At 73.9% G+C, this 12,663-nt stretch carries 9 protein-coding genes; 4 read left to right on the plus strand and 5 right to left on the minus strand.

Annotation, left to right across the window (positions count from 1 at the left end; all coding sequences use genetic code 11):
• Window positions 1-11 precede the first annotated feature (11 nt).
• Entirely contained in the window at window positions 12-1,178 is a 1,167-nt protein-coding gene (locus AC07DU_RS00315) for an exonuclease SbcCD subunit D (protein ID WP_453373572.1), read from the plus strand.
• Window positions 1,175-4,186, plus strand: coding sequence for an SMC family ATPase (locus AC07DU_RS00320; RefSeq protein ID WP_360898354.1), 3,012 nt, complete (start codon window positions 1,175-1,177; stop codon window positions 4,184-4,186). Before AC07DU_RS00315 ends, AC07DU_RS00320 begins: the two co-directional genes overlap by 4 nt.
• 46 nt (window positions 4,187-4,232) lie before the next feature.
• On the opposite strand, the gene AC07DU_RS00325 is transcribed toward AC07DU_RS00320, so the two are convergent.
• Complete coding sequence (locus AC07DU_RS00325) at window positions 4,233-4,679, minus strand: Lrp/AsnC family transcriptional regulator (RefSeq protein WP_479108787.1); 447 nt, start codon at window positions 4,677-4,679, stop codon at window positions 4,233-4,235.
• Window positions 4,680-4,773: 94 nt separating this feature from the next.
• On the opposite strand from AC07DU_RS00325, the gene AC07DU_RS00330 reads away from it, so the two are divergent.
• Complete coding sequence (locus AC07DU_RS00330; protein WP_479036874.1) at window positions 4,774-5,325, plus strand: rhodanese-like domain-containing protein; 552 nt, start codon at window positions 4,774-4,776, stop codon at window positions 5,323-5,325.
• Window positions 5,326-5,409: 84 nt separating this feature from the next.
• Here the strand turns inward: AC07DU_RS00330 and AC07DU_RS00335 are convergent, their stop codons facing one another.
• From AC07DU_RS00335 to AC07DU_RS00350, 4 genes are all read right to left on the minus strand, one after another.
• Window positions 5,410-7,110, minus strand: a complete 1,701-nt coding sequence (locus tag AC07DU_RS00335) for a DUF885 domain-containing protein (protein ID WP_479108788.1) — start codon at window positions 7,108-7,110, stop codon at window positions 5,410-5,412.
• A 233-nt stretch (window positions 7,111-7,343) separates the two neighbouring features.
• Window positions 7,344-8,816: an N-acetyltransferase family protein gene (locus AC07DU_RS00340; protein WP_479036868.1), complete on the minus strand. Its 1,473-nt coding sequence runs from the start codon at window positions 8,814-8,816 to the stop codon at window positions 7,344-7,346.
• 186 nt (window positions 8,817-9,002) lie between these two features.
• Complete coding sequence (locus AC07DU_RS00345; protein WP_479108789.1) at window positions 9,003-10,571, minus strand: alkaline phosphatase D family protein; 1,569 nt, start codon at window positions 10,569-10,571, stop codon at window positions 9,003-9,005.
• Window positions 10,572-10,678: 107 nt separating this feature from the next.
• A complete protein-coding gene (locus AC07DU_RS00350; protein WP_479108790.1) occupies window positions 10,679-11,545 on the minus strand; it encodes an alpha/beta fold hydrolase in 867 nt (288 codons plus the stop codon).
• A gap of 286 nt (window positions 11,546-11,831) precedes the next feature.
• Between AC07DU_RS00350 and AC07DU_RS00355 the strand changes: the two genes are divergently transcribed.
• The gene (locus AC07DU_RS00355) at window positions 11,832-12,602 is read left to right on the plus strand and encodes a GntR family transcriptional regulator (protein ID WP_479108791.1); all 771 of its coding nucleotides are present in this window, start codon (window positions 11,832-11,834) and stop codon (window positions 12,600-12,602) included.
• The last annotated feature ends 61 nt before the right edge of the window (window positions 12,603-12,663 follow it).

Below are 12,663 nucleotides of genomic sequence, written 5' to 3' on the forward strand. Positions count from 1 at the left end.
GGAGCGATGTTTTGAGAATTCTGCACACCTCCGACTGGCACCTCGGCCGGGCCTTCCACCGGGTGAACCTGCTCAGCGCCCAGGCGGCCTTCCTCGACCACCTCGTGGAGACCGTCCGCGAGCGCGAGGTCGACGCCGTCCTCGTCGCCGGTGACATCTACGACCGGGCCGTGCCCCCGCTGCCCGCCGTCGAGCTGTACGACCGGGCCCTGCACCGGCTCGCGGAGCTCGGCGTGCCCACCGTCATGATCTCCGGCAACCACGACTCCGCTCGCCGCCTCGGAGTCGGGGCCGGGCTCATCGACCGTGCCGGGATCCACCTGCGGACCGACCCGGCCGGATGCGCCGAGCCCGTGGTGCTGGCCGACGTACACGGTGAGGTGGCGCTGTACGGCCTGCCGTACCTGGAACCGGCCCTGGTCAAGGACGAGTTCGGCGCGCGGAAGGTCAGTCACGAGGCGGTGCTGGGCGCGGCCATGGACCGGATCCGGACCGACCTGGCGGCCCGTGCGCCCGGCACCCGCTCCGTCGTCCTGGCGCACGCCTTCGTCACCGGCGGGCAGGCCAGCGACAGCGAACGCGACATCGCCGTCGGTGGGGTCGAGGCCGTGCCCGCCTCCGTCTTCGACGGGGTGGACTACGCGGCCCTCGGCCACCTCCACGGCTGTCAGACGATCAACGAACGGGTCCGCTACTCGGGTTCCCCGCTCGCCTACTCCTTCTCCGAGGCCGACCACCGCAAGACGATGTGGCTGATCGACCTGGGCGCAGCGGGGGAGATCGCCGGGGCCGAGCGCATCGACACGCCCGTACCGCGCGCCCTGGCGCGGCTGCGCGGACGGCTCGCGGACCTGCTGGAGGAGCCGGCGTACGAGGCGCACGAGGACGCCTGGGTCGAGGCCACCCTCACCGACCCGGTCCGCCCCGACGACCCCATGGCCCGGCTCGCCGCCCGCTTCCCGCACACCCTCACCCTCGCCTTCGACCCCGAGGGCCGCACCGAGGAGGCCGGCGCCTCCTACGCCCAGCGGCTGCGCGGCCGCAGCGACCAGGAGATCGCCGAGGACTTCGTCGCCCACGTGCGCGGCGGCCACGCGGACGACGCCGAACGGGCCGTCCTGCAGAGCGCCTTCGACGCCGTACGGGCCGACGACAGCCGTCAGGAGACCCACCGATGAGGCTGCACCGGCTGGCGGTGACCGCCTTCGGGCCCTTCGCCGAGCCCCAGGAGATCGACTTCGACGCCCTGTCCGGCGCCGGGATCTTCCTGCTGCACGGACCCACCGGCGCCGGGAAGACCTCCGTGCTCGACGCCGTCTGCTACGCGCTCTACGGATCCGTTCCCGGCCCCCGCCAGGCCCCCGGCACCAGCCTGCGCAGCGACCACGCCTCCGCCGGGACCCCGACGGAGGTGACCCTCGAACTCACCGCGGGCGGCCGCCGCCTGGAGATCACCCGGCGCCCCGAACAGGAACGCCCCAAGAAGCGCGGCACCGGCACGACCAGGGACAAGGCCCAGAGCTGGCTGCGCGAGCACACCGGGGAGGGCTGGCAGGCGCTCAGCCGCTCCCACCAGGAGATCGGTGAGGAGATCGAGCAGCTGCTCGGCATGAGCCGCGAGCAGTTCTGCCAGGTCGTGCTGTTGCCGCAGGGGGAGTTCGCACGCTTCCTGCGCGCCGACGAGGCGGCGCGCGGCCGACTGCTCGGCCGCCTCTTCGACACCCGCCGCTTCGCCGCCGTCGAAGCCCTGCTCGGGGAGCGCCGCCGGGCCGCCGAGGCCAAGGTCCGGGCCGGCGACGAGAAGGTGCTGCACACCGCGCAGCGGCTCGCCCAGGCCGCGGGGGACAGCGCCGACCTGCGGGCCTGGCCGCTGCCCGCGCACCAGCCCGGGGACCCGGGGCTGGCCGAGGCGATCCGGGCCTGGGCGGCCGTCGCCCGGTGCGCGGCCCGTGAGCGGTACGAGGTCGCCGAGTACGCGCTGGCCGCCGTGGAGAGCCGGCACGCCGCCGCCCGGCGGGCCGCCGAGGACGAGCGCGAGCTCGACCGGCTCCAGCGCCGGCACGCGGAGACCGCCCGCCGGGCCGCCCTGCTCGCCGAGGCCGGGCCCGAGCGCGAGCGCGTGCGCGGCCTGCTGGACCGGGCCCGGCGCGGCGCCCTGGTGGCCCCCGCCCTGGAGCTGCGCGGTGCGGCCTTCGCGGCGCACCTGGCCGCCGCGCACGCCGAGTCGGCCGCCCGGGCGGAACTGCCGCCCCCGCTCAAGGAGGCGGGCGCCGAGCAGCTGGCCGACGTCGAGCAGCGGCTGCGCGAGGACCTGGGCGCGCTCGGCGCCGCCCAGCGGGCCGAGCAGCGCAGCGCCGAGATCGGCCGTGAGCGGGCCGACCTGGAGCGGGAGGCCCGGGCGGCCGAGGAACAGCTCCAGGAGTCCGCCGAGTGGCTCGAACGCTGGGAGGGGACCCGGGCCGCGCTGCAGCAGCGGGTGGACGCCGCCCAGCAGGCCGCCACCGAGGCCGAGCACTTCGCGGGCCGGCTGGAACCGGCCCGCATGCAGTTGAACGCCGCCCGGCGGCGCGACGAGTTCGCCGCCGCCGAGGAGCGCGCGGCGCGCGAACTGCTCGCCCTGCGCGAGGACGCGGCCGCCGCCCGGGAGCGCTGGCTGGAGCTCAAGGAGGCCCGGCTGCGCGGGATCGCCGCCGAGCTCGCCGAGGCCCTGGTGGCGGGGGAGGCCTGTACCGTGTGCGGGTCCGCGGAGCACCCGGCTCCGGCCCGCCCGGCCCCCGGGCACGTGGACCGCGCGGCCGAGGACGCGGCCCACGCCCGCTTCGAGCGGGCCGAACAGGACCGCGCGGCCGTCGAGCGCCGGCTGGCCGCGGCCCGGGAGGCCCGCGCCGAGGCCGCTGCCGCCGCCGGGGATGCCACCACCGCGGAACTCCTCGCCCTGACCTCGGAGCTGAGCGCCGGGCACGCCGCCGCACATGCCGCGGCTGCCGGGCTGCACGCCGCCCGGGAGCAGCTCGCCCGTGCCGAGCGGGAGCACGCCGCGCGCAGTGCCGACCGGCAGGGCGCCGAGACCCGGGCCGCCGCCCGGGCCTCCCGCCGCGAAGCCCTGGACCGCGAACAAGCTTCGCTGGAGGCCGAGCTGGTCCTCCTGCGGGACGGCGCGCCCACCGTCGCGGCCCGGGCCCGCACCCTGGAGGACCGGGTCCGGATGGTCTCCGCGGCCGCCGCCTCGCTGCGCCGGGCGGAGGCCACCGCGGCCCGGCTGAAGGAGGCCGACGACCAGCTCGCCGACGCCGCCTTCAAGGCCGGCTTCGACACCATCGAGGCTGCCGCCGACGCGGTGCTCCCCGAGTACGAACGCACGGCGCTCCAACACCGGCTGGACGCCTGGCAGGCAGAGGAAGCCCTGCTGGCGGACCGCCGGGGCGAGACCGGCGCCGCCGCAGCGGCAGCCCTGCCCCCGGCCGCACCGCAGGCGGCCGAGGCGTACGCCGCCGAGGCCGCGGCGAAGCTTCGTACCGCCGCGTCGTCGGTGGACGCGGCCCGCGTCCGGTGCGAGGAGCTGGACCGGCTCTCCCTGCGGGCCGAGCGGGAACTGCGCGCGCTCGGCCCGCTGCGCGAGGAGTACGAGAGGGTCGCCCGGCTGGCCGGACTCACCGCGGGCACCTCCGCCGACAACGAACGCAGGATGCGGCTGGAGGCCTACGTGCTGGCCGCCCGCCTGGAGCAGGTGGCCGCCGCCGCGACGGTACGGCTGCTGCGCATGTCCGGTGGCCGGTACACGCTGGTCCACTCCGACGCGCGCGCCGGCGGGCGGGGGCGTTCCGGTCTCGGGCTGCACGTGGTCGACGCCTGGACCGGAAGCGAGCGGGACACCGCCACGCTGTCGGGCGGCGAGACCTTCTTCGCCTCGCTCGCCCTCGCGCTGGGTCTCGCCGACGTGGTCACCGACGAGGCGGGCGGCATGCGGCTGGACACGCTCTTCATCGACGAGGGCTTCGGCAGCCTCGACGACCAGGCGCTGGACGAGGTGCTGGACGTACTGGACTCGCTGCGGGAGCGGGACCGCAGCGTCGGCATCGTGAGCCACGTCGCCGACCTGCGCACCCGGGTGCAGGCGCAGCTGGAGATCGTCAAGCAGCGCGGGGGTTCCGTGGTGCGCCACCGGACGGCGGCGCTCACGGACTGAGGCCCGCGGCGGTTGGGTTCAGTGGGCCGGGGTTCAGGAGCCGGGTTCAGTAACTGAGCGGCCTGCGCGGCAGCGGCGAGGAGTAGACGATGCTCGTCGTCACCGGGCCGAGGCCGGAGATGCGGCCCGTGACCTCTTCCAGGTGGGCCATCGAACGGGCGGCGACCTTGAGTACGAAGCAGTCGTCGCCGGTGACGTGATGGGCCTCCAGGATCTCGGGGGTGGCGTCCAGGAAGTCGTGGAACGGCTTGTAGTTGCCGTGCGGATAGCGCAGCCGCACGAGGTCGAGGATCGCCTTGCCGAGCTTCTCCGGGTCCACCACCGCCGTGTAGCCGGTGATGACGCCGACCTCCTCCAGGCGGCGGACCCGCTCGGTCACGGCGCTCGCGGACATGGACACGGAGCGGGCCAGCTCGGTGAAACTGGCGCGCCCGTCCCGCTGGAGGACTTCGAGGATCCGCCAGTCGGTGGCGTCAGGGGAATAGTCGGTCATGGGCCAGGTCTAGCAGGGGATTTCCCGGCTGGACAAGCGAAAGGCCGGGGAAAACCACTTCCGAAGAAGATCAACAGATCGTAGATTTTTGGTCATGACGACGACGCAGACGCACATGAACCAGCCGGGCCCGGCCACCGCGGCCGCCACTGCCACCGCCCCCGCCACCGCGAACCCCGTGCTCCGGGTGCCCCCTGCCTCCCCGGCCGCGGCGGCCGCGTACTTCGCGGCGAGCCTGGCCTTCCACGCGGACGTGTCGGACGTCGCCGCCGCCTTCAAGGCCCACCGCGAGCAGGGCGCCGAGCTCGGCTTCCAGTTGATCGACTCCCGCTCCACCCCGTCCTGGGACCAGGCCCACGTGCCCGGCGCGATCCACCTGCCGACCGCCCTCATCCCCGAGCAGGCCGAGCGGCTCCTGGACAAGAACATCCCCGTGGTGACGTACTGCTGGGGCCCCGGCTGCAACGGAGGCACCCGCTCCGCCCTCGCCCTGGCCGAACTCGGCTTCCAGGTCAAGGAGATGCTCGGCGGGATCGAGTACTGGATCCGCGAGGGCTTCGAGGTCGAGACCTGGCAGGGCAACCAGCAGCGCGCCGAGGCGGACCCGCTGACCGCGCCCACCGACTCCGACGACTGCGGCTGCTGACAACGGTCTTGAGTGCAGGACGGGCCGCTCACCTCCACGGGGAGGTGAGCGGCCCGACCTTCGCAGGCGGCGACGCGGTCCGGGTCAGAGCTTCGAGAGCTCGTCCACCAGGTCGTCCAGCCCCAGCGCACCCTGCGACAGCGCGGCCATGTGCCAGGCCTTGAGGTCGAAGGAATCACCGTGCGCCGCACGGGCGTTGTCCCGGCCCAGCAGCCAGGCGCGCTCGCCCAGCTTGTAGCCGATCGCCTGTCCCGGCATCGACAGGTACCGGGTCAGCTCGCTCTCGATGAAGTCCGCCGGGCGGCCGCTGTGCAGCCCGAAGAACTCCTGCGCGAGGTCGACCGTCCAGGTCTCGCCCGGGTGGAAGGGCGAGTCGTCGGGGATCCGCAGCTCCAGGTGCATGCCGATGTCCACGATGACCCGCGCGGCGCGCATCATCTGGCAGTCCAGGTAGCCCAGGCGCTGCTCGGAGTCCTTGAGGTAGCCGAGCTCGTCCATCAGCCGCTCCGCGTACAGGGCCCAGCCCTCGCAGTTGGCGCTGACCCCGCCGACGGTGGCCTGGTAGCGGGAGAGCTGGTCCGCCACGTGCGTCCACTGCGCGAGCTGGAGGTGATGGCCCGGAACGCCCTCGTGGTACCACGTGGAGACCAGGTCGTAGACCGGGAAGCTGGTCTGGCCCATCGTGGGCAGCCAGGTGCGGCCCGGCCGGGAGAAGTCCTCCGAGGGCGAGGTGTAGTACGGGGCCGCGGGGCCGCCCGGCGGGGCGATCCGCGACTCCACCTTCCGCACCCGCTCGGCGAGCTCGAAGTGGGTGCCGTCGAGGTTCTCGATGGCCTCGTCCATCAGGCCCTGGAGCCAGGCCTGGACCTCGTCCACGCCGATGCGGGTGCCGTGCTCGTCCAGGTGCTTCAGTGCCTCCCAGGGGCCGGCGCCCGGGAGGATCTTGGCCGCTTCGGTCTTCATCTCGCCGAGCAGCCGGTGGTACTCAGACCAGCCGTAGGCGTACGCCTCGTCGAGGTCGAGGTCCGTGCCGTTGAAGTACCGGGACCAGCGGGCGTACCGCTCGCGGCCCACGGTGTCGGGCTTCCCCGCGACGGCCGGGGCGTACACGTCCCTCAGCCAGTCGCGCAGTCCGACGACGGCGGCGGTGGCGCCGGCGGCCGCCTCGTCCAGCTCGGCGCGCAGGGCCTCCGGGCCGCCGGAGACGAAGTCCGCGAAGAAGGCGGGGCCGGAGCCGTCCTGGCCGGCCCAGGTGGTGAGCTGGTCGATCATGGTGGCGGTGGCGCGCGGACCGCCGTACAGGCCGCGCTCCAGGCCGAGTCCGAGGCTCTCGCGGTAGCCGGCGAACGTGGCCGGCACGGCGCGCAGCCGCTCGGCGATCGCCGCCCAGTCCTCGTCGGTGTCGGTGGGGGTCAGGCTGAAGACCTCGCGGACACTGTGCGCGGGACTGTGGATGTTGCTGACCGCGCGCAGGTCCTCGTCGGCCTCGTGGACGGCGAGCTCGGCGGTGAGGCGCTCGCGCAGCAGGCGCGCGCAGCGCCGCTCGGCGTCGCTGTCGGCGCCGGGCAGCAGCTCGGCGGCGTCGAGACGGGCGAGGGTGGCGCGGGCGAGCTCGGCGACGGCCGCACGGCCCGCCGGGGAGAAGTCCGGGAGCTTGGCGGAGCTCGCGGTGACTCCGAGGTAGGTGCCCGTGATCGGGTCGAGGGCGATGAGGTCGTCGACGTACGCGTCGGCCACCTGGCGGGGCAGCCGGGATGCGCTGCCGTTGTGGAGGATCTCTGACATGCGGCCATCTTCGTATGGGAGACCTGCTCCCGTCATTACAGATTGCCGTCAGCCTGCGGCCCTGGGTGGCCGAGGGGCTGACGGGTCGCCCCCCGGCCATGAACATCCTTGGCCTATACGGGAGTTGGTGTCGGGCCGGGTGGGAATCCGCGGGCCCGAGTGCCCGGAGTATGGCCGGATCCGGCCGGAGCTGCCTCCCGCGGCGCCGTGCAGCCCCGGTCCGGTCCGGGCGCTCAGTGCCGGTGGCGGGGCGCGGCCTGCTGCTCGTGCGAGAGCACCGGGGGGAGCACGCGGTGGACCGCGTGGGGGAGCTCGTACGGCTGCTCGTGGGGGAGCTCGTAGGGCAGCCGTGACGGGACCGGGGTCGCGTCCAGCCGGGCCGTGATCACCAGGGTGCCCTCCTCGATCTGGTAGTCGAGGGGGAGGCCGAGGCCGCGCATGGCGGCGACCATGCCGGTGTTGGAGGCCTGGGTGACGGCGTACACGCTGTCGCACCCGGCCTCGACGGCCATCGCGATGAGCCGGCGCAGCAGTTCGGAGCCGATGCCGCGGCGCTGCCAGTCGTCCTCGATGAGGAGCGCGACCTCCGTCTCGTCGCCGTCCCACAGCAGGTGCCCGAGGGCCACGAGCTTCCCGGACGCGGTGGTGGCGGCGAGGGTGCGGCCGAAGCGCGGGCTCAGCAGGTGGCCGAGGTAGCGGTCGGCGTCGGATACGGGGCCGTTGTAGCGCAGGCCGAGGGTGCGCTCGGAGCAGCGGTCGTGCATGGCGCGGGCCGCGGCCTGGTCGGATCCGTCGGCGCGGCGCACGGTGATCTCATTGCCCTCGGGCAGGGTCAGGACGTCCTGGCTGCGCGGGACGCGCGGGCCGAGCCGGGTGTCGAGCTCGACGAGGGCACGGGCGCGCGCGAACTCGGTCGGGGTGAAGGGCAGGTAGGGCCGCTCCACGGTGATGACGCCGCCCGACGGGTCGCGCAGCCGCAGGACCGTGGCCTCCAGGACGCCCTCGACCGGGGCGTCCGCGCCGGCGTTGGGGCGGCCGGAGAGGGTGGTCGCCGGGATCGAGTGGATCGTGCAGCGGCCGAGCAGCTGGCGCAGCGCGAGGGGGAGCTCCGCGGCGTCCAGGGCGGTGCGGGCGGCCAGGCCCAGGACGCGGGTCGGGGTGTCGACCAGGTCGTGGGCGTCCGCGCGTTCGATCCAGGTGCTGTGGCCGCCGGCCCCCGCGATGGCCCGGGTGAGGTCGGCGGAGGCCAGCTGCTGCGGGGCGCGCAGCAGGAACTCGTCGACCGTGCCGCCCTCGGGCAGCGGGTGGGTCTGGAGGGTCAGGATGTCGACGCTGTTACGGGCGAGTGCCGTGCAGAGGGCGGCCAGGGAGCCGGGCTCGTCGCGTACGGTCGTGCGCATCCGCCACAGGGTCGCGGTCGCGGTGGGGGTGGCGGTCGACGGCGTCGGACCGGCGGGCGGCGCCGTACCGCGCGGCGGCGGAGCATGGCTGTGGCGCCGCGCCCACCAGGTGTGGAAGGCCGCGGTGACCAGGAGTGCGACGGCCGAGGCGACCAGCAGGACGGGGCCCCTCGGACCGTGCACGACGAGATTGGCGATGGCGTCGGCGACCGCGACGGCGCAGAAGAGCGCGGCGAGTTCGACGAGGTCGCGGCGCCAGTGGTGGTGGTGGGGACGCTGGGCGGAGGCGTGGCTGCGGTCAGTCATGCACACCACTGTGGCGCAGGGGTGTTGCGTGATCACGAACGCTCTGTGACCGACTGGTTAAGTGTCCGTCTGGCCGATTTCGTCCAGTTTTCCTACCGGGTTCCTACCTGATACCGACCGGATTCCGCCCTGCTGGTCCGGCCGCCGCCGGCCTCGGTACGGACCTGGCGGCCGTCCTGCGGGCTGTTACTGGCCCACGCGGCCGGGCTGGAGGGTCTGGGTGAACAGGGTGTCGCCGCCCTGGCGCCGCAACCGCACGGTGAGCTCCCCGCTGGCGCCGTCGATGTCGACCTCGCCGTAGTACGGCGGGTGCTCCGAGGGGGACATGTTGGCGAAGGGAGCCGACTGCACGTACGCCGTCCGCGGGCCGAAGGTGGCGTCGAGCCGACCGGCCGGGAAGCCGCCCGCGCCGATCGGGCCGGAGACGAACTCCCAGAACGGCGCGAAGTCGGTGAAGGCGGCCCGCTCGGGCGCGTAGTGGTTCGCGGCGGTGTAGTGCACGTCCGCGGTGAGCCAGAGGGTGCCGGTGATGCGCTGGTGCTTGATGTGACGCAGGAGTTCGGCGATCTGGAGCTCGCGGCCCAGCGGAGCGCCCGGGTCGCCCTGCGCCACGGCCTCGAAGTTCGCCGCCCCGTCGGGGACGACGATGCCCAGCGGCATGTCGGCGGCGATGACCTTCCAGGTCGCGCGGGAGCGCGAGAGCTCGCGCTTGAGCCAGGCCAGTTGCTCGGGGCCGAGGATGCCGAGGGGGTCCTCGGTCTGGGTGTCCGGGGAGTTGGCGTTGCGGTGGGTGCGCATGTCGAGAACGAAGACGTCGAGCAGCGGGCCGCATCGCATCACGCGGTACATCCGGCCTTCGGCGCGGCCGCCGCGCAGGTCGGTGACGGGGAAGTACTCGCCGAAGGCCTGGCGGGCGCGGGCGGCGAGGACGTCGACCTCCTTGACGGTGTAGCGGGGGTCGTCGATCAGCTGGCCGGGGTACCAGTTGTTGCGCACCTCGTGGTCGTCCCACTGGGCCAGGACGGGGACCTGGGCGTTGAAGGCGAGCAGGTGGCGATCGAGCAGGTTGTAACGGAAGTTCCCGCGGAACTCGGCGAGCGACTCGGCGACCTTCGCCTTCTCCTCCGTCGTGACGTTGTGCCAGAGACTGCCGTCGCGCAGCGGTACGGAGGACTTGATCGGCCCGTCGGCGTAGATCGTGTCCCCGCTGAAGAGGAAGAAGTCGGGGTCGCGCAGCCGCATCTCCTCGAAGACGCGGTAGCCGCCGACGTCGGGGTTGATCCCCCAGCCCTGGCCGGCCAGGTCGCCGGACCACAGGAAGCGCACGTCGTGGCGACGGGACGCGGGTGTGGTGCGGAAGGTGCCGTGGACGGGCGCGGAGGTACGGCGGGGGTCGTCCGGGTCGGCGAGGACGACCCGGTAGTGGATCTGCCGCCCGGGCGGGAGGTCGCGCAGGACCGTGGTTCCGGTGAAGTCGCTGGACGGGCCGAGCAGCGGGCCGCGGTGGCGGCGTACGGCGTAGCGGAACGACTCGCTCGGAGAGGTCTCGACGTACATGCGCGCGAGACGGTCCGAACGGGTCCAGACGGTGGCCGAGTGGGCGGTGATCTCTCCGGACTGGACGCCCCAGAGCGCGTTCGGCCGGCCGGAGCGGGCGAAGGCGGGGGCGGCGAGCGCCGGCGAGGCGAGCAGTGCGGAGGAGAGGGCGAGGGTACCCCCGATGAGGGTCCGTCGGGTGTGCGGGCTCGATGCCATCGGTGCGTCTCCAGGGGGGGTGGCGAGAACGGTCGGACCAGCGTGCCCCCGCACACCGGCCCGGCCGCGTCGCCCACGCGAACCGCGAATGAACAGCCGTCAGCCGCTCACCCGTTCGAGATCGCGGCCGCCGCGAGGCGGGTGCTGCGGGCGGTGTCCAGCACGACTCGGGAGACGAGCGCCGGATCGTCGTTCATCGGGACGTGGCCGCAGCCCGGGAGGCGGACCAGCCGGGCGCCGGGGAGGGTGTGCTTGGCGCGTACGCCCTGGCGGCGCAGCAGCAGCCGGTCGCGGGTGCCCCAGGCGATGGTGACCGGCAGGCCGGGCACGTCCTCGGTGAACCGTACGGAGCCACCAGCGGCCAGGGTCTCCTCGAAGCCGGTGGCCCCGCGCAGGGCGAGGGTCTCGGCGACCACGGCCTCGGGCGAACGGCGCGCCGGGCGGGCGTAGATGCTGCCGGTGAGTGCGGCGCGGCCGGCGGCGGTGCGCGAGAGGCGTTCCATGGCGGACAGCGGCAGGGCCTTGGCGCCGGCGCGCATCGTGCGGAGGGCGGCGAAGGCGTAGCGGCGCTCGCCCTCCGTCCAGAACCCTGCGGGGGAGAGGGCGGTGACCGAGCGGACGAGGTTGCCGCGGCCCATTTCGAGGGCGAGGAGCCCGCCGAGGGAGTTCCCCGCGACGTGCGGGCGCTCCACGCCGAGGGCCGCGCAGAGCCCTGCGAGCGCGGTGGCCACGGTCCTCAGGGTGTACGTGACCCCTTCGGGCAGCGGCTGTGAGGCGCCGAAGCCGGGCAGGTCGACGGCGATCACGTCGTGCTCGGCGGCCAGGATGTCCATGACCGGGTGCCAGGCCTGGAGGTGGTGGCCGATGCCGTGCAGCAGGAGAAGCGGTTCGCCGGCGCCCTTGCGCTCATAGGTGGCGGTCGCGGTGCGGGGGCCGAGCGGCGAATCGATCGGGAAGGAGACCGTGGCGGTCATGCTGCTCCTCGTCGGTAGGACGTGCGAGACAGGCTGTCAGTAGCGCCTTCCCTCATGATTACCGTCCGGTAGCCCTTGACTACAAGCCTTTGGGGAGTACGAGAACATCCCGTGAACGGCTTGATACGTATGCCCGATCTGCCCGGCAAAGGCATGAGCATTGGTCTTGACCAAGGGGGTACGCCGTCCTATCGTCGCAGGCATAGTGCAGGAACCTTTAATAAACAAGGGCGCGGAACTGCCGCTGGAACACACGGCGAGTGCAGCGATGGCAGGAGGAGTCAGGGTGGGGACCACGCAGCTCGAAACGGTGCCGGAGCCGAAGTACTGGCACCTCAAGACCGTCCTCAGCGAGGCGCTCGACCAGGACTTCGCCGTCGGCGAGGTCCTGCCCAACGAGCGTGAGCTCGCTGCGCGTTTCGGAGTCGCCCGCGCCACCCTGCGTCAGGCGCTGGAGCAGCTGGAGCTCGAAGGCCGGCTGCAGCGGCGCCGCGGAGTCGGCACCACCGTCGCCCCGCCGCGCGTGGGCGTCGCCGTGGGCAGTGCGCAGCACAGCTGGCCCGGCGAGAGCGCCGACGGCTGGGAGCCGGTGGACGCGACGCAGACCCTGCCGTCGGCCGCGGTGCTGAAGCTCCTCGCGACCGGTGGCGGCTTCGCCTCCGACCAGCCGGTCCACACGGTGCGCCGGACCCGGGTCACGAACGGCCAGTCCGTCGCCGCAGAACTGCTCTACGTTCCGGCCGCATCGGTGCCCGCACTGCCCGCCATCGAGGCGCCGACCGGACCGGCCCGCGCCCGCGCCGTCCTGCGCGAGCTCCAGCGGCTGGTCCTCGACGGCCAGGACCGCTCGGTGGAGCTGGGATCCGCCCGCGCCGACGACGCCAAGGAGCTGGACCGCCTGCCCGGCGCGCCCGTACTCCTGGTCACCACGCGCTACTTCACCGCCGCGGGCACGGCCGCGCTCTCGGTGGCGACCTACCGCGCCGACACCTGCCGGCTGACCTTCGGCGACTCGGGTGGCGTGGAGATCGCCGACGAGCCCCGCGTCGCCTCCTGACAGCGCCGGGCGGGCCGCCGCGGCCCCTCATGGCCCGGCCTGCCTTGAGCGTCCCGGTACG

This window comes from Streptomyces sp. NPDC045695 (assembly GCF_056432025.1).

Coding starts and splice junctions, on each gene's coding strand:
- AC07DU_RS00345 (WP_479108789.1), bottom strand. CDS start 10,571: ATGGCATCGAGCCCGCACACCCGACGGACCCTCATCGGGGGTACCCTC.
- AC07DU_RS00340 (WP_479036868.1), bottom strand. CDS start 8,816: ATGACTGACCGCAGCCACGCCTCCGCCCAGCGTCCCCACCACCACCAC.
- AC07DU_RS00350 (WP_479108790.1), bottom strand. CDS start 11,545: ATGACCGCCACGGTCTCCTTCCCGATCGATTCGCCGCTCGGCCCCCGC.
- AC07DU_RS00330 (WP_479036874.1), top strand. CDS start 4,774: ATGACGACGACGCAGACGCACATGAACCAGCCGGGCCCGGCCACCGCG.
- AC07DU_RS00320 (WP_360898354.1), top strand. CDS start 1,175: ATGAGGCTGCACCGGCTGGCGGTGACCGCCTTCGGGCCCTTCGCCGAG.
- AC07DU_RS00335 (WP_479108788.1), bottom strand. CDS start 7,110: ATGTCAGAGATCCTCCACAACGGCAGCGCATCCCGGCTGCCCCGCCAG.
- AC07DU_RS00325 (WP_479108787.1), bottom strand. CDS start 4,679: ATGACCGACTATTCCCCTGACGCCACCGACTGGCGGATCCTCGAAGTC.